The organism is Agromyces seonyuensis, from assembly GCF_009789225.1.
Classification (GTDB): domain Bacteria; phylum Actinomycetota; class Actinomycetes; order Actinomycetales; family Microbacteriaceae; genus Agromyces; species Agromyces seonyuensis.
This window is the reverse complement of record NZ_WSTA01000044.1, coordinates 1-20,404: the sequence shown is the minus strand read 5'-3', so window position 1 is coordinate 20,404 and position 20,404 is coordinate 1. Positions and strand designations below refer to the sequence as shown.

Below are 20,404 nucleotides of genomic sequence, written 5' to 3'. Positions count from 1 at the left end.
GCGCTCCCCCCGGAGGCCGGACTCGCCGGCATCGCGCCGGTTCCACTCGATCCGGCGGCACCAGAATGCCAGGCGAGCGCACCCGGTGTCATCCGCCGCTCCGCACCGCCCGCGTCTCAGCCGATCGGCCCGGTCTCCTGGACGGGCGCGAAGTGCTCGACGTTCGGGAACGGCTCGTAGAAGCGGTGCAGGAGCTCACGCCAACGGCCGTACCCGGGCGAGCCGCGGAACCCCTGCTCGTGGGCCTCGACGGACTCCCAGTGCACGAGCAGCAGATACTCGTTCGACGTCTCGATCGAGCGCGAGAGCCGCAGGTCGACGAAGCCCGCCATCCCGGCGATGATCGGCGCGGCCTCGGCGAAGGCGGCTTCGAACTCCTCCTCGAGACCGGGCAGGACGGGAAGGATGGCGTGCTCGAGGATCATCCGGCGAGCGTAGCCTCAGGCGGCGATGCGGATGAGCAGCCGGCCGTTCGCCTCGCCCGCTTCGAAGGCGCGGAGCGCGTCGGGGACGTCGGCGAAGTCCACCACGCGGTCGATCATCGGGCGCACCTCGCCGCGGTCGATGCGGGCGTCGAGGTCGGCGAGGTCGGCGCCGCTGCGGCGGGCCGCGAGCGAGCGGAGGCGGCGCCGGGTGAACGGCCCACGGGCGGCGAGCCCGGCGATGCGCGGCAGCGGGCCGAGCACGGGGGTGCCGTCGCCCCCGACCGACAGGTAGACGCCGTCGGCGGCGAGCCGCGGCAGCACCTCAGACAGGGGCCGCACGGCCATGACGTCGACGATCGCGCCGAACTCGTCGCCGGGATCGTCGGCGGGATCGTGCCGGTCGACGACGTGCTCCGCCCCGGCCGAGCGCACGAGGTCGGCACGTCGGGCGCTCGCGACCGCGGTGACGTGCGCCCCCGCGGCCCGGGCGAGCTGCACGACGTAGAGGCCGACGCACCCGGATGCGCCGGTCACGAGCATCCGCCGACCCGAGACGTCGCCGAGCCGGCGCATGGCCTGCACGGCGGTGACGCCGGCGAGCGGCACGGCCGCGGCGGTCGTCTCGTCGAGGGCGTCCGGGACGGGCACGACCACGTCGGCGGGCAGGACGGCGTACTCGGCCCAGGCGGCATCCGCCTCGCCGTGCACGAGGGTGCCGACGAGCGATGGGTCGACGCCAGGGCCGACCGCCTCGACGACGCCGGCGCAGTCGCGGCCGAGCTGCGCCGCGCGGGGCCGACGCGCGCCGAAGGCGAGGCGGACCACGCGCGGCTCGCCGCGGAGCAGGTGCAGGTCGGCGGAGTTCACGGCGCTCGCGGTGACGCGCACGAGCACCTCCCCGGCGGCGGGTGCGGGAACGGGCAGCACGGCCCGCTCGAGCCGATCGGGGCCGCCGTAGTCGTGGCGGACCCAGGCGTGCATGGTGGACATGTCATTCCTCCTCGGAGGCGGGGTAGTCGAAGACGTCGTCGAGGCCGACCCCGAAGACGCGGGCGATCTGGAAGGCCAGCTCGAGGGTCGGCGAGTACCGGCCCTGCTCGATGGCGATGACGGTCTGGCGGGTGACGCCGATGCGCGTCGCGAGTTCGGCCTGGGTGAGTTCGCCGTGCTCGAATCGCAGGGCGCGGATGCGGTTGGTCACGCGGGTGGGCTTCACCATTCCTGGAACCCTCCTCGGCGGTAGGCGACGAGCCGGGTGATCGACGACAGCAGTGCCGACAGCACGAACCCGGCGTAGACCGCGTTGGCGATCCAGAACCAGTCGGCCTCGAACCAGGCGAGCACCATGGCGCCGAGCGCCCCGATGACGATGAACGAGTTGCCGACGCGGTCGCCGGTGCGCTCGATCTCGCGGTCGCGGGCGTCGCCCCGATACGAGTCGCTCGGCGCGAAGATCTCGACGAGGATGCGCAGCACGATCGCGGCGACGATGGCGCCGCCGATCGTCCAGAGCATGGGCGCCACGTAGTCGATGTCGGCGATCGGGATGCCGCCGAGCTGCGGCAGCACGAGGGCGAGATAGACCGCGTACCCGGCGACGGCCACGACGAGGAAGACCCAGGTGCCCTTCTCTTCGTACGACATGCGGACCTCCATTGGATGTCAGGAATCTTTGACATCGGCAAGGTAAGCAATTCTCGACATCGCGTCAAGGATTCTTGACATACGCGCTGCCGATCGTCCCGTCGCGGTGTCGGCGGTGCGGCCTAGCGTCGGGGTATGTCCGCTGCCGCACGACCTTTCCGCATCGACGTGCCCGACGACGTGCTCGCCGACCTCCGCGAACGACTCGCGCGGCGTCGCATCCCGGCCGACTCGCCGCGACGCCCGCCCTCCGGCATGAGCGCCGGCTATCTCGACGACCTCGCCCGCTCGTGGCTCGCGTTCGACTGGCGGGAACGCGAACGGTGGCTGAACGCGCATCCGCAGTTCATCGCCGAGATCGGCGATGCGAGCATCCACTTCGCGCACCTGCGCTCGGCCCGGCCCGACGCGCCGGCGCTCCTCGTCATGCACGGCTGGCCGCACACCTACGCGCTCCAGCTCGACTTCGCCGACCTGCTGCCCGACTTCCACGTCGTCGTCGCGAGCCTGCCCGGCTTCGCCTTCTCGTCGCCCTACCGCGACGGGCCGGTCACCGACCCGCGCCTCGCCGAGACCATGCACCGGCTCATGACCGAGGTGCTCGGGTACGAGCGCTACCTCACCTACGGCGAGGACGTGTCGGCCTATGTCAACGACCTCATCGCGGCCACGTACCCCGAGCACGTCGCGGGCATCCTCGTCGCGCACGCCCACTTCCCGTCGGCCGCCGAGCGCGCCGAGCTCGTCGAACCCGATCAGGTGGCGTTCTTCGCCCGGCTCGACGCGGAGCGCGAACCGAACGGCGCCTACGGGCACGTGCAGGCCACCCGGCCCGACACGCTCGCGGCGGCGCTCGGCGACTCCCCCACCGGGCTGCTCGCGTGGCTCGTCGAGAAGCTCGTCGAGTGGAGCGACACCCCGCCCGGCGATCCCGCCGCGGTCGAGGCCCGCATCTCGCGCGACCGCCTGCTCACCGAGGCGATGCTCTACTGGGTCACCGACTCGATCGGCACGTCGTTCCGCCCGTACTTCGAGGGCGCCGACCAGCCGGAGCCCATGCCGCCTGTCGACGTCCCCGCCTCGGTGCACATCCAGCGGCACGAGGCCGACTACCCGGAGTCCCTCGCGCGTTCGTACTACCGGGACCTGCGCGTCTTCGAGCGGCTGGAGGAGGGCGGCCACTTCACGGTCGCCGAAGTGCCGGCCGCGATGGCCGAGCGGGCCCGGGCGTTCGCCCGGGGTTTGGGGATGCTGCCCGGCTGAACCGGCCCGGCGCCCCGGGCGGGTCGCCGGATCGGCCTCAGCCTGCGGGCTCGCCCGCCGCGATCCGTGTGAGTGCCGCGACGTGGGCGTCGAACGCCGCGCGGCCGGCGGGCGTCAGCGACGCCCACGTCAGCCGCCGCGCGTCAGAGCGCTCCGGCGAGCGCTCCTTCCGCACGGCGACGTAGCCGGCATCGCCGAGCGCTTTGAGGTTCTTGGACAGGTGGGCGTCCTGCACGCCGAGCAGATCGCGCAGGGCGCCGAACTCGAGTTCGTCGACGCGCCGCAGCAGCCCGCAGATGCGCAGCCGCACCGGTGAGTGGATGAGCTCGTCGAAGCCCGCTTCGTGCTCCGGGGTCATGCGAGCGGAAGCTCCCGACGCAGGGAGTCGTCGTAGCGCCGGCCGAGCACGATGACGGCCACGGCGGTCGGGACGATCGCGAGCGCCGCCCACCAGCCCGATGCGCCGCTGTTCGCGATCACGACGACGGCGATGAACGCCGCGGCGAGGATGCCGACGAGCGCCCAGAGGAGCGCCCGACCGCGCGGGCCGGCGGCCTGCGTGATGACGACGCCGGAGACGCGGCCGTACGCCCGCATGAGCAGCACCATCCCGAGGATGCCGGTCGCGGTGCACGCCGCGGTTCCGAAGGGCGGCAGCAACAGACCGGTCATGATCAGCGCGACGAGCACCGCGAGGATCGGGTGGTACCACCAGGGCGTGATCACCCGGTCGGCGAGGTGCACCGCATCCGCTTCGAGCGAAGCGAGCGCGTCGCGGGCGCCGGCGGCCGGATCGGAAGCGCCGGGCGCCGGGGACGGGATGTCGTTTTCCATGTCGGCAACTCTATCGACTGACTTGCCGAATTGGAATGTCTTTCGTCGACGTTGATCGCCGGATGGAGACCCGCCCGCGGCGGCCGCGGTCAGTGCCCGGCGTCGCCGACGAGTTTGAGGCCGACGACGCAGCCCACGAGGCCGAGGATGAGGAGGATCTTCACGAACGAGACATCCGTGGCGCCCGTGACCATCGCCCAGACGACGGTGAGGGAGGCGCCGATGCCGACCCAGACGGCGTAGGCGGTCGCGGTGTCGATGGCCCGCATCGCGAAGGCGAGGCCCGCCATGCTGAGGGCGAGGCCGACGCCGAAGACCACGGTCGGCCAGAGTTTGGTGAACCCCTCGGTGCGGCCGAGTGCGGTGGCCCAGACGGCCTCCAGCACACCCGAGACGACGAGGACGATCCAGGCGAGTGCGACGGACATGACGATGCTCCTGGCCAGTCTTGTCGCGTGCCGGGTACTGAACCGTCGTCCGGGGCCGCGGTGCTGCGACCGGATACCACCATAACGACGGGGTCTGATCAGGGCCTGTGCACGCGGTCGTTGCGGCCGGCCATGGCCGGTCCTCGGGGCCGCGGCCGGTGCCGGACGGACACACGACGCAACCCGCGGTCACCGGACGACACCGGCGACGGCCCGGCGCCCCGCCCGCTCCTACCCTGGTCGCGGCCGGCCGCCGGCCCTCGCACCGAAGGAACCGCCATGCCCGAACACGCCGCCCGCCCCGATCACGTGATCCTCGACTGGTTCCTGCCGCTCACGGGCGACTCGCGCACGGACCTCAGCCTCGGCGCGGCGACGGGCATCCACTCGACCACCCAGCATCTGACGGCCGACCGCCCCGCGTCGCTGCCCTACCTCGCGCAGATCGCCCGGGCCGCCGAATCGCTCGACTACGAGGCGGTGCTCGTGCCGACCGGCACGTGGAACGAGGAGGGATGGACGGTCGCGACCGCGCTCAGCCAGCACACGCGCGACCTCGACTACCTCGTCGCGCTGCGCCCGGGGCTCATCTCCCCGACGGTCCAGGCGCAGATGGTCGCCGCGTTCCAGTCGGTGAGCGGCGGGCGCCTCCGCCTCAACGTCGTCGTGGGCGGCGAGGACGCCGAGCAACGCCGGTACGGCGACCACGCCGACAAGGATGCCCGCTACCGCCGCGCCGCCGAATACCTCGAACTGCTCGGGCGCCTGTGGGCCGGCGAGCCGGTCACCCACCGCGGCGAGTTCTTCGACGTCGTCGAGGGGCACCTGCCGCGGCTCGAGCGGGTCCCGGAGATCTACCTCGGCGGATCGTCCGCCGCCGGCATCGAGGTCGCCGCGCGGCACGCCGACGTCTTCCTGACCTGGGGCGAGCCGCCCGCGCAGGCCGCGGAGAAGATCGCGCGGGTGCGGGAGCGCGCGGCCGAGCTCGGCCGCTCCCTGCGCTACGGCATCCGGCACCACGTCATCGCACGGCCGACGTCGGCGGAGGCGTGGGCGGCCGCCGACCGGCTCGCCGCGGGCCTCGACCCCGCGCTCATCGCATCGCGCCGCGCGGCGTTCGCCGCCTCCGGCTCCGAGGGCCAGCGGCGCCAGGCCGCGCTCGTCGAGGGCTCCGGCACGAGCCGCGCCGACCTCGAGATCCACCCGGGCCTCTGGGCCGGCGCGGGGCTCGTGCGCGGCGGCGCGGGCACGGCGCTCGTCGGCTCGTTCGCCGAGGTCGCCGACCTGATCGCCGAGTACCGCGCCCACGGGTTCGACGAGTTCGTGCTCTCGGGCTATCCGCACCTCGAGGAGGCGTACTGGTTCGCCGAGGGCGTGCGCCCGGAACTGACGGCGCGCGGCCTGCTGCCCTCCTGACCTGCTGCCGCGCAGCGGCGCGCCGGCCGCCCCCGGTTCAGGGCTTCGGGTCGCGCGCGTCGTACTCGCGGAACGAGACGAGCACCCGCAGCAGCACCGTGAGCGTCGCCATGATGACGAGGCCGCCGAGGAGCGGCGGGAACCAGAGCGCGACGGCCGAGGCGAGGATGCCCGCGTAGAGGTCGCCGAGGCGCGGGCCGCCCGCGACGACGACGGTGAAAACGCCCTGGAGGCGCCCGCGCATCTCGTCGGGCGCGGCGGTCAGCAGCATCGTCTGCCGGAAGATCGCGCTCACCTCGTCGGCGGCGCCCGACCCGGCGAGCGCGAGGGCCGCGAGCGCGAGCGCGACGAGGTTCGCCTGCCCCCACTCGGGGCCGACCTCGCCGAACCACCCGGTCTGCATGAGCCCGACGACGGCGCCGAAGGCGGCGATGCAGCCGCCGTAGACGATGATCGCGCGGCCGATCGCGACGCCGTAGCGGTGCACGTGCGCGACGGGGCCGGAAAGCAGGGAGGTCGTGAAGGTGCCGACGGCGGCCGCCGCGGTGAGGATGCCGACGGTCACCGCCCCGCCGCCGATGACCGCCGCGCCGACCGCGGGCAGCAGGGCGTACGGGCGACCGAACGTCATGGCGACGATGTCGACGAGGAAGCTCGCGCGGATGTTCGGCGCGCGCCGCAGGAAATCGAGGCCGTCGCGGAGCGACTGCAGACCGGGGCGGGCGGCGTGCGCGAGCGGCGGCAGCTTCGGCAGGCCGAGGATGCCGAGGAAGCCGGCCGAGAAGAGCACGACGTCGACCGCGAAGGTCAGCGGCAGCCCGACGGTCGCGACGAGCACGCCGGCGAGCGCGGGGCCGACCGTGAGCATGATGCCGATCGAGATCCCCGAGAGGGCCGTCGCGCGGGACACGAGTTCGGCGGGCAGGATGCGCGGGTACACCGAGCCCCGCGTCGCGCCCGAGATCGTCGACGCGATCGAGTTCAGGGTCGTCAGCACGTAGAACGGCCAGACCCAGCCGCGCACGCCGTCGGCGGCGAGCGAGGCGTCCACCGCCGAGAGCACGAGCAGGCCGATGGTGGACGCCCAGCTCACGAGCGAGGAGACGATGAGCACGCGCTTGCGATCGAACGCGTCGGCGAGCATCCCGCCCCAGAGCCCGGCGACGATCATCGGCAGGAGCGCGATGCCGCCGACGAGCGCGACGGCGAGCGTCGAGCCCGTCATGTCGAAGAGCTGCAGCCCGACGGCGACGATGGTGAGCTGCGCGCCGATGCCGGAGATCGAGGTGCCGATCCAGAGCCGGGCGAAGGCGGGCGAGGCCCGCAGCGGCGCGAGGTCGACGAACCGGCGCTTCACCGGCGGGATGACCGCTCGGCCGCCGGTCTCGAGCGGCGGTTCGACAGGCGGTTCAGTCGACATTCGGATGCTGCTCGTTCACCCGACGAGTCTACGTTCGGGGCCCGGGACGGCCGGCGCCGAGGGGCTCGGGCTCCGGCACTGCCGACGCGCGGCCGAGCTCCAGGGCGACCTGTTCGACCATCGGACGTCCTTCGAGCGGGGTCGCGAAGGCGTGCCGCTCGGCGAGCATCCGACGCACGGCGCTGAGCGCCGCGGCGAGACGCGCGTCGCGGGCGCCACGCACCTCGAGCCAGGGCACGCCGGCATAGGCGAGCACGGCGCGGAACCGCTCCTGCATGCCGTGGCGGAGATGCTCGCCGTCTCGCGTGCCGTCCTGCACGAACGGGATGTCGTCGCCCGTGAGGACGTAGAGCGCGGGCCGGTGCGCCGCGGCGCGGGCGAGAAGGCGCGGGGCGGGCGCGCCCACGTACCGCTCGTGCCAGATCGCGGTGGCGAGCACGTCGGTGTCGCACACGAGCACGGGCGCCGGAATGCGGCGTAGGGCGGCGTCCTCGAGCGCGATCTGCCGATCGACGATGAGGTCGAACTCGTCGCTGCGCCACGGCGCGTCGAGGCCGCCCTCCCGGGCGACACTGTGCTCGCGCCCGTACTCGGGCACCCACCCGGTGCCGAGCGCGGCGGCGAGGTCGCCCGCGAGCGTCGTCGTCCCGGTTGACTCGGCGCCGAGCACGACGACGCGCGCGGCGAGCCCCGCACGGGCGGCCGCACCGAGCTCGTGCCAGTGACCGGCGAGATCGGCGCGGATCGCGCTGCCGGAGACCGGGTTGGCCGCTCGGCCGGGATCCACCTGCACCCAGTCCGCGCCGAGGCGGCGGGCGAGCTCCGCGCCGTACTCGTCGCTGGTGAACACGGCGTCGACGGGGCCGTCCGCGAGCCGGGCGATGAGCGCGGTGTGGGCGCGCCACGCGGCCTCGGAGCCGAAGTCGACGGGCGACTCGTCGTAGGCCGCGACGACGCGGGCGCCCGGATGCTCTTCGCGGACCCAGTCGGCCCGGGCCTGCAGGGGGATCGACTCGACGCGCGAGCCGAGCACCTCCACCGTGACGCGCTCGCACGCGCGGATCGCGGAACGGATGAGGTTCGCGTGGCCGACGTGGAACGGGTAGAACTTGCCGATCACGAGCCCGTGCGCGTACCGCGGGGCCGCCTCAGGCATGCGCGGGCTCCGCCGTCGCCGCGCTGGCCGGGGTCGTCCCGGCGCGCTCGACCGCCCGCCAGCTGCGCAGGCTCGCGATGCAGAGCACGATGAAGCCGAGGTAGAGGATGCCCGTGATCCACAGGCCCGTCGCGAACATGAGCGTCGCGAACATGAGCGTCGCGAACACGATGTCGACGCCGATCCACACGTACCAGTTCTCGAGGAGCTTGCGGTTCAGCAAGTACTGGGCGACCAGGCTCGCCGCGGTCGTCGCGGCGTCGACGGGCGCGAGCGGCGACCCCGCGAACGTCGCGAGCACCCACCAGAGCACGCCGGCGAGACCGAGCCCGGCCGCGATCAGCAACGGTACGAGCCGCGCCGGCGTGCGGCCGATGTACCCGGCATCCTGCTCGACGCCGCGCGTCCAGCGCACCCAGCCGTGCACGGCGAGCGCGAGGTAGACGACCTGCAGCCCCGCCGACGCGTAGAGGCCGGTGCCGGCGAACAGCACGAGGAACACGAGGTTGTTCGCAATGCCGACCGGATAGTTCCAGACGTTGCGGAGTCCGGCGAGCGCGACGCAGGCGGCGCCCGTCGCGAAGCCCAGGACCTCGGTCCAGTGGGCGGCGAGCCATTCGATCACCTCGACAGCCTAGGGAGAGGAGGGGACCCGTCGTTGCCCGCCCGTTGCCCTCTGTGACGGCGGCGGCTGGGCGGCCGCCGGAGCGGCCGTATCCTGGCCCGCATGGCAGACCGCGAATACGGCTTCAAGACCCGCGCGATCCACGCGGGCAACATCCCCGACGGCGCCCATGGCGCGCGGGCGCTCCCCATCTACCAGTCGAGCGCGTTCGTCTTCGACGACACCGCCGACGCGGCCGCGCGGTTCGCCCTGCAGAAGTACGGCAACATCTACTCGCGCCTCGCGAACCCGACGGTCGCGGCGTTCGAGGAGCGCGTCGCGAGCCTCGAGGGTGGCCTCGGCGCCGTCGCCACGGCGAGCGGCCTGTCGGCGCAGTACATCGTCTTCGCGAGCCTCGCGGGCTCGGGCGACCACATCGTCGCCTCCGCGAACCTCTACGGCGGTTCCATCACCCAGCTCGACGTCACCCTCCGCCGATTCGGCATCGAGACGACGTTCGTCCAGTCCGCGAACGCCGAGGACTACGCCGCCGCGATCACCGAGCAGACCAAGGCCCTCTTCGTCGAGACGATCGCGAACCCGTCCGGCGAGATCGCCGATCTCGAGGCGCTCGCCGACGTCGCGCACGCCCACGGCATCCCGCTCATCGTCGACTCGACGATCGCGACGCCGTACCTGAACCGCCCGATCGAGTGGGGCGCCGACATCGTCACGCACTCCGCGACGAAGTTCCTCGGCGGCCACGGCACGACCCTCGGCGGCGTCGTCGTCGAGTCGGGCCGCTTCCACTGGCACTCCGAGAAGTTCCCGCTGTTCGGCCAGCCCGTTCCGAGCTACGGCGGCCTCGAGTGGTCGGGCAACTTCGGCGAGTACGCGTTCCTCACGCGACTGCGCGCCGAGCAGCTGCGCGACATCGGCCCGGCGCTCGCACCGCACTCCGCGTTCCTGCTCGCGCAGGGCGTCGAGACGCTGCCGTACCGCATCCAGGCGCACATCGACAACACGCGCAAGGTCGCCGAATGGCTCGATCAGGATGACCGCATCGAGCGCGTCTTCTGGGCCGGCCTGCCGGAGCACCCCCACCACGACCGGGCGCAGAAGTATCTGCCGAAGGGTCCGGGCTCCGTCTTCAGCTTCGAGGTGAAGGGCGGCCGCGGCGTCGGCCAGAAGCTCATCGAGTCGGTGAACCTCGCGAGCCACCTCGCGAACATCGGCGACGCGAAGACGCTCATCATCCACCCGGCCTCGACCACGCACGCGCAGCTCACCGAGCAGCAGCTCCTCGACGCGGGCGTGCTGCCGGGCGTCGTCCGCCTGTCCGTGGGCATCGAGGATGCCGACGACATCATCTACGATCTCGACCAGGCGCTCGAGACCGCGACGGGGGTTGCCCGATGACCGACACCATCACCGACACCGAGCAGGAGACCGTCCGGCTCGTCAACGGCCTCTCCTGCGAGCTCCCGGCGAGCTCGCCGCTCGCGAAGCTGCTGCGTTCGCAGCGCACCTGGGTCGGCCCGGATGCCCGCGAGCGCGGCCAGATCCTCCGCGCGGCGAAGTCGGTCGCGATCGTCGGCGCCTCGCCGAACCCGGCCCGCTCCTCGTACTTCGTCTCGACGTACCTGCAGCAGTCGGCCGACTACGACCTCTACTTCGTGAACCCGAACGCGACCGAGATCCTCGGGCAGCCCGTCTACAAGTCGCTCGCCGACCTGCCGGTCGTGCCCGACATCGTCGATGTGTTCCGCCGCGGCACCGATATCCCGCAGGTCATCGACGAGGTCGTCGCCATCGGCGCGAAGACCATCTGGGTGCAGCTCGGCATCTGGAACGAGGAGGCCGCGTACTACGGCGAGCAGCAGGGCCTCACCGTCGTCATGGACCGCTGCATCAAGGTCGAGCACGCCCGCTTCGGCGGCGGCCTGCACCTGCTCGGCTTCGACACGGGCCAGATCTCGGCGCGCAAGACCAAGCGCTGAGCGCGCTCCGCCGCGCACGCTCCGAACGGGCGGCGGCCGACCGGGCGACCGGCGGCCGCCGCCCGTTCGGCGTTTCCGGGACGAGCCTCAGGCGACGTGCGCCACGGGCTCGACGGCGTCGAACGCGCGGCGCCCCTCGGGCGTCATCCAGTCGTCGAGCAGGTCGCGGACGCTGCCGGCGAGGTCGATCGACCGGTCGAAGAGCCACTGGCTCTGCAGCCCGTCCATGAGGGCGCCGAGCTGGAGGGCGGCCGAGTCGGCCTCGAGCCCGGCTCGCAGGTGCCCCGCCCGGACGGCGCCGCGCACGGCGCGGGCGGTGCCGACGCGGATGCGCTCGGCACGCTCGCGGAAGTACTCGTGGGCCGGATGCTCGGGGGTCGACGCCTCGGCGGAGAGCCGCACGAAGAGCTCGATGAGCCCGGGCACGAGCCGGTTGTGCTCGGCGAGGTCGACCATGCCGCGGAACACGCCGATGGCCCCGGCCGCCTCGACGTACGGGTTGAAGCGGTCGCGGTCCTCGGCGTCGCGGGCCTCGAGGACGGCCTCGAGCAGGTGCTCCTTGTCGGGGAAGTGGTGCAGGAGCCCTGCTCGGGAAATGCCGCAGGCCGCGGCGATGTCCAGGATCGTCGCGGCCTGGAAGCCGCGCTCGGCGAAGTGCTCGGTGGCGATGCGGATGATCTCGTCGCGTCGAGCGCGGCCCTTGGCGTACCCGCGGCGGCGCGGCGTGGCGGGGCCCGCGGGGGCGGCGGCGTCATCGCTCATGCCGTCACGCTAGCACCGGAGTTGACAAAACCGACACTCGTGTAGATATTTGAGGTGCTCAGCGCGGAGCCCCCGCCGCTGCGAGCACGAACGAAGGAGTTCACGTGTCCGAAGCCCGCTTCCCCTACCAGGACGCCGCGCTGCCGATCGAGCAGCGCGTCGAGGACCTGCTGCAGCGGATGACGATCGACGACAAGGCCGGCCTCATGTTCCAGCCGATGGCCCCGATCGGCACCGGCCTCGACGAGCCCGGCATGCTCGGCTCCCCTTCGCTCCGCAAGATCCTCGAACGGCGCATCACCCACGTCAACGTGCTCACCGCCCCGACGGCCCGCGAAGTCGCCGAATGGCACAACCACCTGCAGCGCCTCGCGCTCGAGCACCACCTCGGCATCCCCTTCACCGTGTCGAGCGACCCGCGCCACGCCTTCTCGAACAACCCGGCCGCAGCCCTCCTCTCCGGCCCGTTCTCGCAGTGGCCCGAGTTCCTCGGCTTCGGCGCCCTCGACGACGCCGAGCTCACTCGCCGCTTCGCGGAGACGGTTCGCCGCGAGTACCTCGCCGTCGGCATCCGAGCCGCCCTCCACCCGCAGATCGACCTCGCGACCGAGCCGCGCTGGGCGCGCGCCGCCGGAACGTTCGGCTCGAGCGCCGAGGTCGCGGGCCGCCTGGGCGTCGCGTACTTGCTCGGTCTCCAGGGCGAGGAGGTCGGCCCGACCTCGATCTCCACGATGGCCAAGCACTTCCCCGGCGGCGGCCCGCAGCTCGACGGCGAGGACCCCCACTTCGCGTACGGCCGCGAGCAGGTCTACCCCGGCGGCCGCTTCGAGGAGCACCTGCAGCCCTTCCGCGACCTCATCGATGCGGGCGTGGCCCAGCTCATGCCGTACTACGGGATGCCGGTGGGCACCGAGTACGAGGAGGTCGGCTTCTCCTTCAACAAGCAGATCATCACCGGCCTCCTCCGTGAGGAGCTCGGCTACGACGGCATCGTGTGCAGCGACTGGGGCATCCTCTCCCGCACGTTCTGGGGCGTCGAGACGCTCACCTACGAGGAGCGCATGGTGAAGGCGCTGGACGCCGGCATCGACCAGTTCGGCGGCGAGTTCCGCCCCGCGGTGCTCGTCGGGCTCGTGCAGGGCGGCTCGATCGCCGAGTCGCGACTGGATGCCTCGGTGCGGCGCCTGCTCCGCGAGAAGTTCCGCCTCGGGCTCTTCGACGACGCCCGCTTCGTCGACGCCGATGCGGCCGACCGCCTCGTCGGCGCTCCGGAGGCGCGCGCCGAGGGCCTCGCCGCCCAGGCCGCCTCGAACACGCTGCTCGTCAACGGCGTGGGCGCCGCGCACCTGCCGCTCGCCGGCACGCCGTCGGTCTACGTCGAGGGCCTCGCGCCCGAGGCGCTCGCGGGCTGGGCGAACGTCGTGCGCGACCCCGCCGACGCCGACCTCGTCATCGTCCGCACCGACGCCCCGTGGGAGCAGCGGGGCAACCCCGGCGAGATCGAGAGCTTCTTCCGCGCCGGTTCGCTCGAGTTCCACGCCGACGAGCTCGCGCACCTCGCCGAGCTCGCGGCGCACGCGCCGCTCGTCCTCGGCGTCAACCTCGACCGTCCCGCGATCCTCGCCCCCGTCGCCGAGATCGCCGCGACGCTCGTCGCCGACTACGGCTCGTCCGACGAGGCGTTCGTCTCGGTGCTCTTCGGCGCGGCCGAGCCGCAGGGGCGCCTGCCCTTCGACATCCCGTCGTCGATGGCCGCCGTCGAAGCGAGCCTCCCCGACGTGCCGAACGACACGGCCGACCCGACGTTCCGCTTCGGCCACGGACTCCGCTATGCCGACTGGACGCCCACGACCCGACCCGACCCGTCGTCGACGAGCATCCAGGCAGCGCCGGAGCCGACCGAGCGCTACGACCTCGCGACGACGCCTCTCGGCGTGCTGCTCGACGACCCGGACTCGCGCGCGATCCTCGACGAGCTCGTTCCGGAGCTCCCCGCGCACCCGATGATCGGGCTCGCCAAGGGGATGCCCTTCGACGCCGTGATCGGCATGGCCGCCGACCAACTCCCGGCCGACGCGCTCGGCGGGCTGCGCGAACGCCTCGGCGCGCTCCAGCCCAGATGACCCACGGATGCGGCCCCGGCGCGGGGCCGCATCCGGCCGCACCGCCGCACCGCGCAATCGCTCCGCCCCCAACCGCACACCACCCGACCCCAGAAGGAATCCGGCCATGACAATGTCGTCCAGCCCCTCCGAACCCGCAGCCGCCGTCGCCGCCGGCGTCGCCGACGAACTGCCCGTCCTCCTCTCGGAGGAGCGCGTCAAGATCCAGGGGCCGCTGCGCCGCCTGCTGCTCTGGATGCTGCCCGCCAACCTCGGCGTCTTCATCCTCTGGGGCGCGATCCCCGGCGTGCTGCTGCCGCTGCAGGTCGCGGGCATCGACGAGGCGAACAAGGTCGCCAACCTCGCCCTCGTCACGACGATCGGCGCGTTCGCGGCGATGATCGCCCAGCCCGTCGCCGGTGCCGTCAGCGACCGCACCCGTTCGCGCTTCGGCCGTCGCGCCCCGTGGATGGTCGCCGGCGCCCTCATCGGCGGCCTCGCGCTCGTCGGCATGTCGCTCGCGAACGGGCTCGCGCAGATCGCGATCGCCTGGACCATGGTGCAGATCGCGTTCAACTTCGTGCAGGGCCCGCTGTCGGCCGTGCTCCCCGACCGCGTCCCGAGCCGCGCCCGCGGCACGTTCGCGGCCGTCGCCGGCGCCGCCATGATGATCGGCGCGATCGGCGGCCAATCCGTCGGCGCCGCCTTCGCCGAAGCGATCGGCACCGGGTACGTGCTGCTCGCCGGCATCGCCGTCATCGCCGTCGTCCTCTTCGTCGTGTTCGCGCCGGACGCCTCCTCGAAGAACGCCGACCTGCCGGCGTTCCGGCTCGGCGACTTCCTCAGCACCTTCTGGGTCAATCCGGTCAAGCACCCCGACTTCTTCTGGGCGTTCACCGGCCGCCTGCTGCTCTACACGGGCTACTTCTCCGTCACCGGCTACAACCTCTACCTGCTCTCGGACTACGTCGGCCTCGGCGACGACGCCGTCGGCTTCGTGCCCGTGCTCGGCCTCGTCGGCCTCGTCGGCATGCTCCCGATGATCATCGTCAGCGGCCCGATCAGCGACCGCCTCGGCCGCCGCAAGGTGTTCGTGTTCATCTCCTCGGTCGTCGTCGGCCTGGCACTGGTCATCCCGTGGGTCCTGCCGACCACGACCGGCATGATCCTCATGTCCCTCATCGCCGGCATCGGCTTCGGCGCGTTCCAGTCGGTCGACCAGGCCCTCATGACCGAGGTCCTGCCGAGCGCGGACTCCTACGCGAAGGACCTCGGCGTCGTGAACATCGCCGCGACGCTGCCCCAGACGCTCGCCCCCGCCGTCGGCGGCGCGATCGTGCTCGCCTTCGGGTTCACCGGCCTCTTCCCCGTCGGCATCGTGCTCTCCGTCCTCGGCGCCTTCGCGGTCTTCCGCATCAAGGCCGTCCGATGAGCGCCGAGGCGGCGCTCGCCGAGGGCGGCGCCGCGCCGAAGCCCCGCCGGCGCCGTGTGCGGCGGGTGCTGGCGTGGATCGCCGGCGCCCTCGCCGGACTGCTCGTCGTCGGCGGCGTCGCAGCCTGGTGGTTCCTGTGGGCCCCGGCACCGGCGGAGCCGGACCTCGCCGCGGAGGTCGTCAGCGGCACGATCGAGGTCGACGGGCTCGAACGCTCGTACCTCGCGGTCGTGCCGGACGATCTGCCCGCCGGCGCCCCGGTCGTGCTCGCCTTCCACGGCTCCAACATGGACGCGGCGGCGATGCGGTCGGCGACCGGCTACCGCTTCGACGAGCTCGCCGTCGAACGCGGGTTCGTCGCCGTGTACCCGCAGGGCTACGAGAAGACCTGGCACGACTGCCGCGCGATCACGCCCTACCCGGCCCGCACCGACGACATCGACGACGAGGCGTTCGTCGCAGCGCTCGTCGGGCGACTCGGCGCCGACTACGGCATCGATGCCGACCGGGTCTTCGCGACCGGGCTCTCCAACGGCGGCCACTTCTCGCTCCGCCTGGCGCTCGAGCGCCCGGATCTCGTCGCGGGCGTGGCCGCCTTCGCCGCGGCGTACCCGCTCCCCGCGCACAACGTGTGCGAGCCTTCCGGCACGGGCGTCCCGACGATGCTCGTGCTCGGCGACGCCGACCCGATCAACCCGTTCGAGGGCGGCATGGCCGACGCGTTCGGGACGGAGCTCGGCGAGGTGTACTCCGCAGCCGAGAGCGCCGCCGAACTCGCCGCGCTGAACGGCGACGCCGCCGAGCCGACGAGCAGCCCGTACTCGAACACGGCCGCGGACGGCGAGACCGACGTCACCGCGATCGTCTACGACGGCCCGGCCCCGGTCGAGCTCTACGAGATCGCCGGCGGCGGTCACGTCGTGCCGAACCCGGTCTACGCGCAGCCGCGCCTGATGGGCGGCACCACGCAGCACCTCGACGGGCCGCTGGCCGCAGTCGACTTCTTCGAGTCGATCCGCTGAGGGCCGACCCGCCTCGACGAACGGGCGACGGATGCCCGGGAGCAGCGCTCCCGACGACTCCGTCGCCTGTTCGAGCGCTCCCCCGCCCGCACGGCATTCCGAGGTGCGCGGAAGCCGATCAGGACGCCGGGCCGACGACGTCGTTCTCTCCGTTGACGACGACGCGGTCGGTCTGCACGTCGCCCTCGAGCCGGTTGTCGTTGCCCGAGATCTCGACGGAGTCCGTGACGGCGTCGAGCACGAGCGCGTTCGACTCGCCGCTCACGGTCACCGTCCCGACGTCCGCGGCGGTCAACTCGTTGCGATTGCCGCGCACGACGATCGCCCCGACGTCGCCGCTCGCCGCGATGCGGGCGAGCTGCCCCTCGACGAGCACCGTGCCGGCCGACTCGAGGTCGACCTCGATCTGACTGCCGCGCACCGCGATGTCGCCGCAGGCGCCGCGCACCTCGTAGTGGGCGGCCGTCGCGGTGAGCTCGAGGTGCTCGCCGTCGGCGCACGTGATCGACTCCCGGCCGCCCTCGGGCACGCCGTCCGGCCGGTGCACGCCGCCGTCACGATCGGGGCCGGCCGCCCACCACGGGGCGCAGCCGGTGAGGCCGGCGCCGAGCAGGGCGGCGGCGAGGACGAGGGCGAGCCGGGATCCGGTTCGAGTGCGAAGCATGAGCGGTTCCTCCTCGCTCGACGGTATCGAGCCGATCGGGATCGGTTCCGGGGGTTGACGCGGGCGGCGCCGTGCGGCAGTGCCGCCGGGCGCCGGTACCTCGCGTGACTAGGCTCGATCCGTGTCCGACGCCCCTGCCCCGCCGCCGCGGTTCCGCTTGCTCGGGCCCGTCGTCCTCGACGACGCCGCAGGCCGCGAGGTCGCTCCGGCGGGTACGCTCCCGCGTGCGCTCGTCGCCGTGCTCGCGCTCGGACCGCGGCATCCGGGCGACGTCGTCGGCGTCGACGCCATCGCCGACGAACTCTGGGGCGAGACGGGTCCGGCGAACGTGCGGGCCGCCCTGCAATCGCAGGTCTCGCGGCTGCGACGCCTCGCCGGCGAGGACGCGATCCGGCTCGCGCCGGGCGGCTACCGGCTCGGCGCGCACCTCCACGCCGACGGCGTCGCCGGCGCCCTGCTGACCGACCTCGAACTCGCCGAGGCGCGGATCGCCGCCGCGGAATCCGAGGAGGTCGACGATCGCTCGGCGCTCGCCGGCCTCGACGCGGCCGATGCGCTGTGGCGCGGCGAGCCGGGCCTCGACCTCGGCGACGCACCGGTCGCCGAAACCCTGCGTGCCCGCGCGGCCGCGGCTCGGCGTCGGCTGCGGGCCGTCCGCGTGCGCCGGCTCATCGCCCTCGGCGAGCACACGGCCGCGGTCGACGAACTCGACGGCGTGCTGGCGGCGGACCCCTACGACGAGGCCGCGCTCGGCGCGAAGCTCGACGCCCTCGCCGCCGCGGGTCGCCGCACGGAAGCGATCGCGGCGTTCGCCGAGTTCCGCCGCCGCCTCGGCGAGGACCTCGGCCTCGACCCGTCGGCCCCGCTCGTGGAGCGGCACGCGCGACTGCTCCGAGAGGTCGACACGGCGGCGGAACCGGCGACGGACTCGTCGGCCGCGGCATCCGATCGATCGCCCTCGGCGCTGCCCGCTCCGGCGGTCGGCCCCCGGGTGCGGCTCGGCCTGCGCGCCGAACCGAATCCGCTGCTCGGCCGCGACGTCGACGTCGAGGCGGTCGCCGCACTCCTCGACCACGGCCGGTGCGTCACGATCCTCGGGCCCGGCGGCCTCGGCAAGACCCGGCTGGCGCAGGCCGTCGCCGGAGCATCCGGAGCGCCCGGCGTGGTGTTCGCGGAACTCGCGAGCGTGCGCAGCGCCGACGACCTCGACCTCGCCCTCGCCGCCGCGCTCGGGCTGCGCGAGACGACGAAGACCGCCCGCCTCGCCGAGTTCACGCAGTTCGTCGACGTCGGCCTGCGCGTCCAGGCGGCCCTGTCGGAACGGCCGACGCTGCTCGTGCTCGACAACTGCGAGCAGATCGTCGACGCCGCGGCCGTGCGGGCCGCCGAGCTCCTGGCCGCCGCGCCCGCGCTCACGATCCTCGCGACGAGCCGCAGTCCCCTGGCGATCGGCGCCGAGCACGTGTACCCGCTCGAACCGCTCGCGGCGGGCGACGGCACCGGCCCAGCCGCGCGGCTGTTCCTCGAGCGGGCCGAGGCGTCTCGCCCCGGCCTCGCTCTCGACCCCGCGGCCGTCGTGCGGCTCTGCGAGCGGCTCGACGGCCTGCCGCTCGCCATCGAGCTCGCGGCGGCCCGCGTGCGCTCCCTCGGCGTCGGCGAGATCGAGTCGCGTCTCGCCGACCGCTTCCGGCTGCTCTCCACCGGCGACCGTGCGGCACCCGAGCGGCACCGCACCCTCGAGGCCGTCATCGGCTGGAGCTGGGACCTGCTGCCGCCGGCCGAACGCCGCGCGCTCGCCCGGCTCGCGTGGTTCCCCGACGGCTTCGCCCTCGACGCCGCCGAGGCCGTCATCGGCGATCCGGATGCCGTCGACCTGCTGGACGGCCTCATCCGCCAGTCCCTCGCCGCCATCTCGGAGCATCCGCTCACCGGCGAGCCCCGCTATCGCATGCTCGAGACGGTCCGCGAGTTCGGGCAGGCCCGTTCGGCGGAGCTCGGCGACGCGGAGGAGGTCGCCGTGGCCATCGCCGATTGGGCGGTCGGCTTCGCCCGCCGCCGGATGCCGATGGCGCCGCTGCAGGGCGACCGCGACCAGGTGCGGATGTTCCGCGAGCTCGACGTCGAGCTCGACACCCTCGTCGCCGTCCTGCGGGCGGCGTTGCGGCGCCGCGACGCGCGCACCGCGGCGGTCCTCGCCGCGCTCCTGTTCTGGCTGTGGACCATGCGCGACGCGCACTCCGAGGTCGCGGCGTTCGTCGAGCCGTTCACGGCGGCCCTGTCGGGCCGTTCGCTCGCCGACGTCCCGATCGACGAAGGCAGTGCCGCGCTGCTCCTCGCGGGGGTGACCGGGCTGGCATCCGGCATCCCGGCCGGCACTCGCGCGCTCGCGCAGCTGCGGGTGCTCCGCCGACGCGCCGTGCCGAGCGTGCCGTGGTTGCGGCTCGTGACGGAGTTGCTCTCCGAGGCCACGACCTTCGAGGACGCCGCCGAGCGACTCCCCGAACTGACGGGCTCGGACGACCCGTTCACGGCGATGCTCGGCGAGCTCATGAGCGCCTCCTTCGCCGAGAACTCCGGCGACCCCGACGCCTCCCGCCGGAGCACCTTGCGGGCGCAGGAGCTCGCCCGTCGCTCGGGCGACGTCTGGGCGCTGTCGATGCTCGAGTCGATGCTCGCGAGCCTGGCCGTGCAGGACTGGGAGCCCGAGGAGGCGATCCGGCGCGCCGAACGGGCACGGAACGCGCTCCTCTCCCTCGGCGGCACCCCCGACCTCCAGCAGCTCGACTGGACGATCGTCTGCGCCCTCGTGCAGGCAGGCCGACTGGACGAAGCCCGGCCTCGGATCGACGCCCTGCTCGCCGACGACCGCATCGCCGGCGACGGCCTCAGCGCACGGCAGTTCGGGCTGCTCGCCGCGATCGAGGTCGCGCGCCTCGACCATCGCGTCGCCGATGCCGACCTGCTGGCCCACGAGATCATCGACTCCCTGCGGGCATCGCGCGACCCGCGCGCGGCGACCTGGGCGGCGATCGCGGTCTCGGGGGTCGTCGCGGGGGCGGCGCAGGACGGCCGGCTCCCCGCGGAGCTCGGCCCGTGGGTCGACCACGCCCGGCGGCGGATGCTCGCGGCGCATCGGCTCCGGCCCGGCCCGGTCGATCTGCCCGTCGCCGGCACGGTGCTCGTGGCCCTCGGCGCCGTGGAGCTGCGCGGCGGCGATCCCGCGCGTGCGGCG

The 20,404-nt window shown here is 73.4% G+C and carries 20 protein-coding genes and 1 riboswitch; of the genes, 8 read left to right on the top strand and 12 right to left on the bottom strand.

Annotated elements, in window-relative coordinates; all coding sequences use genetic code 11:
- Positions 1 to 116: 116 nt before the first annotated feature.
- From GB864_RS10620 to GB864_RS10605, 4 genes are read right to left on the bottom strand one after another with little or no spacing between them, the layout of a single operon-like run.
- Positions 117 to 425 carry an antibiotic biosynthesis monooxygenase family protein gene (locus GB864_RS10620; protein WP_160424835.1) on the bottom strand — a complete coding sequence of 103 codons (309 nt, stop codon included), beginning with the start codon at positions 423 to 425 and terminating at the stop codon, positions 117 to 119.
- A 15-nt stretch (positions 426 to 440) separates the two neighbouring features.
- Complete coding sequence (locus GB864_RS10615; RefSeq protein ID WP_160424833.1) at positions 441 to 1,415, bottom strand: NAD(P)-dependent alcohol dehydrogenase; 975 nt, start codon at positions 1,413 to 1,415, stop codon at positions 441 to 443.
- 1 nt (position 1,416) lies between these two features.
- Positions 1,417 to 1,644 carry a helix-turn-helix transcriptional regulator gene (locus GB864_RS10610; RefSeq protein ID WP_160424831.1) on the bottom strand — a complete coding sequence of 76 codons (228 nt, stop codon included), beginning with the start codon at positions 1,642 to 1,644 and terminating at the stop codon, positions 1,417 to 1,419.
- A complete protein-coding gene (locus GB864_RS10605) occupies positions 1,638 to 2,069 on the bottom strand; it encodes a hypothetical protein (RefSeq protein ID WP_160424830.1) in 432 nt (143 codons plus the stop codon). The genes GB864_RS10610 and GB864_RS10605 overlap by 7 nt, the downstream gene beginning before the upstream one ends.
- A gap of 135 nt (positions 2,070 to 2,204) precedes the next feature.
- Between GB864_RS10605 and GB864_RS10600 the strand changes: the two genes are divergently transcribed.
- Positions 2,205 to 3,332 (top strand): epoxide hydrolase family protein, encoded by a 1,128-nt coding sequence (locus GB864_RS10600; protein ID WP_160424828.1) that lies wholly within the window; start codon positions 2,205 to 2,207, stop codon positions 3,330 to 3,332.
- A 37-nt stretch (positions 3,333 to 3,369) separates the two neighbouring features.
- On the opposite strand, the gene GB864_RS10595 is transcribed toward GB864_RS10600, so the two are convergent.
- From GB864_RS10595 to GB864_RS10585, 3 genes are all read right to left on the bottom strand, one after another.
- Positions 3,370 to 3,690: a transcriptional regulator gene (locus GB864_RS10595; RefSeq protein ID WP_160424826.1), complete on the bottom strand. Its 321-nt coding sequence runs from the start codon at positions 3,688 to 3,690 to the stop codon at positions 3,370 to 3,372.
- On the bottom strand, positions 3,687 to 4,166 hold the full coding sequence (locus GB864_RS10590; RefSeq protein ID WP_160424824.1) for a hypothetical protein: 480 nt from the start codon (positions 4,164 to 4,166) through the stop codon (positions 3,687 to 3,689). The genes GB864_RS10595 and GB864_RS10590 overlap by 4 nt, the downstream gene beginning before the upstream one ends.
- Positions 4,167 to 4,255: 89 nt before the next feature.
- Entirely contained in the window at positions 4,256 to 4,594 is a 339-nt protein-coding gene (locus GB864_RS10585) for a DMT family transporter (protein ID WP_160424822.1), read from the bottom strand.
- 9 nt (positions 4,595 to 4,603) lie between these two features.
- Positions 4,604 to 4,668, bottom strand: a riboswitch (guanidine-III (ykkC-III) riboswitch).
- A gap of 205 nt (positions 4,669 to 4,873) precedes the next feature.
- On the opposite strand from GB864_RS10585, the gene GB864_RS10580 reads away from it, so the two are divergent.
- The gene (locus GB864_RS10580; RefSeq protein WP_160424820.1) at positions 4,874 to 6,010 is read left to right on the top strand and encodes an LLM class flavin-dependent oxidoreductase; all 1,137 of its coding nucleotides are present in this window, start codon (positions 4,874 to 4,876) and stop codon (positions 6,008 to 6,010) included.
- A 37-nt stretch (positions 6,011 to 6,047) separates the two neighbouring features.
- Here the strand turns inward: GB864_RS10580 and GB864_RS10575 are convergent, their stop codons facing one another.
- From GB864_RS10575 to pnuC, 3 genes are read right to left on the bottom strand one after another with little or no spacing between them, the layout of a single operon-like run.
- Positions 6,048 to 7,430 carry an MFS transporter gene (locus tag GB864_RS10575; protein ID WP_160424818.1) on the bottom strand — a complete coding sequence of 461 codons (1,383 nt, stop codon included), beginning with the start codon at positions 7,428 to 7,430 and terminating at the stop codon, positions 6,048 to 6,050.
- 28 nt (positions 7,431 to 7,458) lie between these two features.
- Positions 7,459 to 8,586, bottom strand: coding sequence for an AAA family ATPase (locus GB864_RS10570; RefSeq protein ID WP_160424816.1), 1,128 nt, complete (start codon positions 8,584 to 8,586; stop codon positions 7,459 to 7,461).
- Positions 8,579 to 9,211, bottom strand: a complete 633-nt coding sequence (gene pnuC / locus GB864_RS10565) for a nicotinamide riboside transporter PnuC (protein WP_160424814.1) — start codon at positions 9,209 to 9,211, stop codon at positions 8,579 to 8,581. The genes GB864_RS10570 and pnuC overlap by 8 nt, the downstream gene beginning before the upstream one ends.
- Positions 9,212 to 9,313: 102 nt before the next feature.
- Between pnuC and GB864_RS10560 the strand changes: the two genes are divergently transcribed.
- On the top strand, positions 9,314 to 10,609 hold the full coding sequence (locus GB864_RS10560) for an O-acetylhomoserine aminocarboxypropyltransferase/cysteine synthase family protein (protein ID WP_160424812.1): 1,296 nt from the start codon (positions 9,314 to 9,316) through the stop codon (positions 10,607 to 10,609).
- On the top strand, positions 10,606 to 11,190 hold the full coding sequence (locus GB864_RS10555; RefSeq protein WP_160424811.1) for a CoA-binding protein: 585 nt from the start codon (positions 10,606 to 10,608) through the stop codon (positions 11,188 to 11,190). Before GB864_RS10560 ends, GB864_RS10555 begins: the two co-directional genes overlap by 4 nt.
- An 87-nt stretch (positions 11,191 to 11,277) precedes the next feature.
- On the opposite strand, the gene GB864_RS10550 is transcribed toward GB864_RS10555, so the two are convergent.
- Positions 11,278 to 11,952, bottom strand: a complete 675-nt coding sequence (locus GB864_RS10550) for a TetR/AcrR family transcriptional regulator (protein WP_160424809.1) — start codon at positions 11,950 to 11,952, stop codon at positions 11,278 to 11,280.
- Between the two features lie 104 nt (positions 11,953 to 12,056).
- On the opposite strand from GB864_RS10550, the gene GB864_RS10545 reads away from it, so the two are divergent.
- The 3 genes from GB864_RS10545 to GB864_RS10535 all read left to right on the top strand — a co-directional run bounded on the left by GB864_RS10545 (position 12,057) and on the right by GB864_RS10535 (position 16,508).
- Positions 12,057 to 14,075 carry a glycoside hydrolase family 3 protein gene (locus tag GB864_RS10545; RefSeq protein WP_336603958.1) on the top strand — a complete coding sequence of 673 codons (2,019 nt, stop codon included), beginning with the start codon at positions 12,057 to 12,059 and terminating at the stop codon, positions 14,073 to 14,075.
- A gap of 106 nt (positions 14,076 to 14,181) precedes the next feature.
- Positions 14,182 to 15,486 (top strand): MFS transporter, encoded by a 1,305-nt coding sequence (locus tag GB864_RS10540; RefSeq protein WP_160424807.1) that lies wholly within the window; start codon positions 14,182 to 14,184, stop codon positions 15,484 to 15,486.
- Complete coding sequence (locus GB864_RS10535) at positions 15,483 to 16,508, top strand: CE1 family esterase (RefSeq protein WP_160424805.1); 1,026 nt, start codon at positions 15,483 to 15,485, stop codon at positions 16,506 to 16,508. The genes GB864_RS10540 and GB864_RS10535 overlap by 4 nt, the downstream gene beginning before the upstream one ends.
- Positions 16,509 to 16,626: 118 nt before the next feature.
- Here the strand turns inward: GB864_RS10535 and GB864_RS10530 are convergent, their stop codons facing one another.
- Positions 16,627 to 17,172 (bottom strand): DUF3060 domain-containing protein, encoded by a 546-nt coding sequence (locus GB864_RS10530; RefSeq protein ID WP_160424803.1) that lies wholly within the window; start codon positions 17,170 to 17,172, stop codon positions 16,627 to 16,629.
- Between the two features lie 121 nt (positions 17,173 to 17,293).
- Between GB864_RS10530 and GB864_RS10525 the strand changes: the two genes are divergently transcribed.
- On the top strand, positions 17,294 to 20,404 hold a 3,111-nt coding region (locus tag GB864_RS10525), incomplete at its 3' end, for a BTAD domain-containing putative transcriptional regulator (protein ID WP_160424802.1).

Bases quoted from the DNA above. Each gene is read 5' to 3' on its own strand.
- GB864_RS10575 (WP_160424818.1), bottom strand. From the start codon at position 7,430: ATGTCGACTGAACCGCCTGTCGAACCGCCGCTCGAGACCGGCGGCCGA.
- GB864_RS10595 (WP_160424826.1), bottom strand. From the start codon at position 3,690: ATGACCCCGGAGCACGAAGCGGGCTTCGACGAGCTCATCCACTCACCG.
- GB864_RS10530 (WP_160424803.1), bottom strand. From the start codon at position 17,172: ATGCTTCGCACTCGAACCGGATCCCGGCTCGCCCTCGTCCTCGCCGCC.
- GB864_RS10620 (WP_160424835.1), bottom strand. From the start codon at position 425: ATGATCCTCGAGCACGCCATCCTTCCCGTCCTGCCCGGTCTCGAGGAG.
- GB864_RS10605 (WP_160424830.1), bottom strand. From the start codon at position 2,069: ATGTCGTACGAAGAGAAGGGCACCTGGGTCTTCCTCGTCGTGGCCGTC.
- GB864_RS10615 (WP_160424833.1), bottom strand. From the start codon at position 1,415: ATGTCCACCATGCACGCCTGGGTCCGCCACGACTACGGCGGCCCCGAT.
- GB864_RS10600 (WP_160424828.1), top strand. From the start codon at position 2,205: ATGTCCGCTGCCGCACGACCTTTCCGCATCGACGTGCCCGACGACGTG.
- GB864_RS10590 (WP_160424824.1), bottom strand. From the start codon at position 4,166: ATGGAAAACGACATCCCGTCCCCGGCGCCCGGCGCTTCCGATCCGGCC.
- GB864_RS10580 (WP_160424820.1), top strand. From the start codon at position 4,874: ATGCCCGAACACGCCGCCCGCCCCGATCACGTGATCCTCGACTGGTTC.
- GB864_RS10585 (WP_160424822.1), bottom strand. From the start codon at position 4,594: ATGTCCGTCGCACTCGCCTGGATCGTCCTCGTCGTCTCGGGTGTGCTG.
- GB864_RS10610 (WP_160424831.1), bottom strand. From the start codon at position 1,644: ATGGTGAAGCCCACCCGCGTGACCAACCGCATCCGCGCCCTGCGATTC.
- GB864_RS10570 (WP_160424816.1), bottom strand. From the start codon at position 8,586: ATGCCTGAGGCGGCCCCGCGGTACGCGCACGGGCTCGTGATCGGCAAG.
- GB864_RS10560 (WP_160424812.1), top strand. From the start codon at position 9,314: ATGGCAGACCGCGAATACGGCTTCAAGACCCGCGCGATCCACGCGGGC.
- GB864_RS10535 (WP_160424805.1), top strand. From the start codon at position 15,483: ATGAGCGCCGAGGCGGCGCTCGCCGAGGGCGGCGCCGCGCCGAAGCCC.
- GB864_RS10540 (WP_160424807.1), top strand. From the start codon at position 14,182: ATGACAATGTCGTCCAGCCCCTCCGAACCCGCAGCCGCCGTCGCCGCC.
- GB864_RS10555 (WP_160424811.1), top strand. From the start codon at position 10,606: ATGACCGACACCATCACCGACACCGAGCAGGAGACCGTCCGGCTCGTC.
- GB864_RS10550 (WP_160424809.1), bottom strand. From the start codon at position 11,952: ATGAGCGATGACGCCGCCGCCCCCGCGGGCCCCGCCACGCCGCGCCGC.